Consider the following 3,488-nt stretch of genomic DNA (forward strand, 5'->3'; position numbering starts at 1 on the left):
AAGAAACATTACTAAACTCCATTAACATCTCCTCGATTTCACTTTTTCCCCGGCTAATGCCGGGTTTTTTTTGTTTGATCTACTGTTGGTATAATCTGAAGTTTTCCTTAATGACTGAATCTAAATTTATGTTGAATATTTAGTACATAGTTTAATTAGTTTATGAAAGTGCGATTGGTTCTGCTTCCAAGTATTGCAGTGATAAAGGAACTTTTGTAAGCTCTTTAAGGGCCATACATAAAAGGAGAGATTCTTTGTCTAAAAACATCGTATTTTATCTTATTTTACTTTGTCTATTTATATCAATTGTCATGAAAAACTTTGATGTGGTAAAAACGATTGCCAATGTTAGCTGCTTTGTTTTCGTTTTGCTGTATGTTAAAGACGAATTGAAAACATATACACGTAAATCGTTGGCGATTCTAAGTATTTGTTTTCTTTTCTTAGTCGGTACCTGTACTTTTATGATTTTGCAAGGACAAGCAGTAATTAAAGATCACCCCTTTTTAACCGGCTGGGAAACAATAGCGGTCATTCTTTTGATTATCGTTTCTTTAAGCATTTGTGTTTTTATTTTGAGGAAGATTTCAAATCGGTTAAAACCATTGTGAGCTAACCCTTTCATCTAATAAATGTATATAGTTTTCAAATTGGAGGAGCCGTTTCGTCCCATAAACCATCCAACATGAAACTGATTGGTGAAATGAAATATTTTGTCGATTGATATACATAAATCCAGTTCCAAAATAAGGTATAATGAATGACGAAACCACTATTAAAAGGGGGAATTTTGATGAAAAAAGTATTGATTGCAAGTACAGTAGGAACAGCAGTTCTTTTCGGAACACTTTCAGCGGGTATTCCAGGGTTGCCCGCGGCAGACACTCAGGTCGCAAAAGCAGCCACCCAGCTGCCTAAAGGCATCGGCGGCCGCGCCTATCTGAACAGTACTGGCGCCGTTTTCACAGCTAAAATCAAGCTTCCCGACACCGTAAAACATGATGACTCGGTCTCTACGCCTTATATTTATTCAGGCTTCAGGGCAACAAGCGGAACTGAGGCAGACATCGGGCTCCAGTACAGCAAACAATACAACGTCTGGAAGCCCCTCATGAAGGTTGGTGCCAAAAATGAAGAAACGTATATCGAAGGAAAAGACAAATTCACATACAATAAAGGCTTCCGCCCTGGAAGCACAGTCCAAATGACAATTTATAAAAATTTGAACGGCAATACACGCATGACTCTTTGGGGAACGAACAATGATGGTTATACCGGACGGATTATCACAGAAATCCAAGGAACCAACATCGGCACGATTTCAAAATGGAAAACACTTGCTACCGCGGCTGTTTCGTATGAAAGTCAGCGTAATGCCATCAAAGCAACCTTTTCGACATCTTTTAACAACATTACAATCGACAATAAAGCCGTCACTCCTGTGGTAGATACACAGGATTTCGCAAAGGTTTCTGTTTCAGGAAATAACGTTTCGATTTCTGTTAATAAATAAAGCAGCAAAAGGCCGCCGGCATTGCCAGGCGGTTTTATTAGGACAATTACACAAAAAATGGCATGCTGTTCATAGCTCGCATTATTTTAGAAATAATCATCAGAATCTTCAGCTCATTTGTTTGTTATATCATATTTTAATATAGGGTGGAAATTGTATGAAATATGGAAAGGCAGGTCCTTTTGGAATGCTTTTGGTTATTATAGCGCTTCTAATATCAATGTATTTTATGTTTAATACAAAAGCGTTGATACCTGCTGGATATGATCTGGCCATTCATGGAATTGTAATATCAAGAACCTTAATGATCGCTTTCACGTTGTATCTAGTTTCAAAATTAGGATATTTTCTTCTAAATAAAAAAGATTAACTTGTAAAGTTAATCTTTTTTATATGAGTCTTTAGAATATATGTATTTATCTTTTTAACTTCTTCGATAATCCAAATTCATTCATCTTCCGGATGTCTTAAAAATAAAATTAGGATTGCCTACTACAATTATAGTGATCAATAAAGAGGCAGCATTATACTGCTACCTCAAATAAAAGCTTGTCCCCATGCTTATAGTTAATTAACTTAAAATCATCAATCGTAAAGTCATAAAAATCTTTGACTTCAGGATTGATCCATAATTCAGGTGCTTCAAACTGCTCTCTTTCCATTTGGATTTTCAAATTGTCGATATGACGTGTGTACACATGGCAATCACCAATGTTAAAGATATAATCACCAAGCTCATAACCAGTCACTTGAGCAATCATGCGCTGCAACACATTATACTGAAATACATTGAATGGATTTCCCAACGCCATGTCATTGCTCCGTGCTCTTACCTCGAGGTGGAGCTTTCCTTGCTTAACATACCATTGAGTTTCGTATACACATGGCGTTAAGGCCATCGAATCTAATTCATCTGGATTCCATAGCATTGTAATGTGTCTGCGTGAAGATGGGTTGTTCTTCAATTGATGAAGAAGATAATCAACTTGATCCACTTTTTCTCCATTTAGATTTCTGTTTTTCTTGCTCAACTGAAATCCATAAGCATTTCCGATGGTGCCGTCTTCTTGTTTCCACTGATCCCAAATATGTACGCCCATCTTGTTTAATTCAGTAACATCGTTAGATTTTAGCTGCCAAATCCAGAGCAACTCTTTAATGGCTGTTTTCCAGGCAACCTTTTTTGTCGTTAAAATAGGAACCTCTGAGTTGTCAAACCTCATTTGCTTACTAATCACGCTTAGTGTATGAGCCGGTGTTCCATCAGAGTCCCACTTGGTTCTTACATTAAATTCTTCATCTGAGATTCCATTATTCATAATGTCCTTTATGATTGAATTGTATTGTTTATCGAATTGAGTCATAACTATTCATATCCTTCTTTCATTTTCAGTTACTTGGCATAATTTATTACGAAAACAATATTAACGCAAATACTAAGCACGTGCAGATAAAATGAGATTTTTATTCTAATTACTGTAAAAGAGGAGTTAATCCCCTCTTTTACACCTGTATTTCACCATAACATAGTCTGTCACATTGCTCATAGTTACCGCCAGTTTGATACATACACCGTTGATAACATTGTTGAGGATTATAAGAAATGATTTGATATTGAGGCACATGAACATTCAAATAGTAAGGTGTTTGTGTATACCAAATTGGATATTGTCTAAACACATTAAACCCTCCAATCGCTCCCTCTGATTTAATGCATTGTATTTTACCTCAATATCAATTGTCATTTGTCCATGTGCAATTGGGCTTTCTTTAAAACAAATCCTCTAATTTCATTCATTTGATCATTTACAACTTTTTTTATGATATTTGGCAGCAGTTCATTCCTTCTTTAATCCGTTTCTGACCGGTTTGCTGTTTGTTAAGGTCTAACTTTAAATCCTTCAAAAGCAGCATCAGGAATCACAACATAGAGTTCTTGAATCTTAACCAAGACGTTCAAATATTCTTCAATTAG

General features: G+C 35.9%; 4 protein-coding genes and 1 pseudogene. 3 read left to right on the top strand and 2 right to left on the bottom strand.

The window, feature by feature from the left end:
- Positions 1–254: 254 nt before the first annotated feature.
- The 3 genes and pseudogenes from RAC86_RS36780 to RAC86_RS36790 form a co-directional block, all read left to right on the top strand.
- Positions 255–611: a YoqO family protein gene (locus RAC86_RS36780; RefSeq protein ID WP_014113912.1), complete on the top strand. Its 357-nt coding sequence runs from the start codon at positions 255–257 to the stop codon at positions 609–611.
- 179 nt (positions 612–790) lie between these two features.
- Complete coding sequence (locus RAC86_RS36785) at positions 791–1,513, top strand: YrpD family protein (RefSeq protein ID WP_146881501.1); 723 nt, start codon at positions 791–793, stop codon at positions 1,511–1,513.
- A 157-nt stretch (positions 1,514–1,670) separates the two neighbouring features.
- Positions 1,671–1,883 (top strand): annotated as a pseudogene (locus RAC86_RS36790) (hypothetical protein); the annotation flags it as partial.
- 154 nt (positions 1,884–2,037) lie between these two features.
- Here the strand turns inward: RAC86_RS36790 and RAC86_RS36795 are convergent.
- A complete protein-coding gene (locus RAC86_RS36795; protein ID WP_014113909.1) occupies positions 2,038–2,877 on the bottom strand; it encodes a thymidylate synthase in 840 nt (279 codons plus the stop codon).
- Between the two features lie 267 nt (positions 2,878–3,144).
- On the bottom strand, positions 3,145–3,258 hold the full coding sequence (locus tag RAC86_RS36800; RefSeq protein ID WP_152024364.1) for a hypothetical protein: 114 nt from the start codon (positions 3,256–3,258) through the stop codon (positions 3,145–3,147).
- Positions 3,259–3,488: the final 230 nt, after the last annotated feature.

The sequence above is a fragment of the Bacillus sp. LR_5 genome, assembly GCF_042709275.1.

Excerpts from the sequence above, each read along its gene's own strand:
- RAC86_RS36795 (WP_014113909.1), bottom strand. The coding sequence starts at position 2,877 with ATGACTCAATTCGATAAACAATACAATTCAATCATAAAGGACATTATG.
- RAC86_RS36800 (WP_152024364.1), bottom strand. The coding sequence starts at position 3,258 with ATGACAATTGATATTGAGGTAAAATACAATGCATTAAATCAGAGGGAG.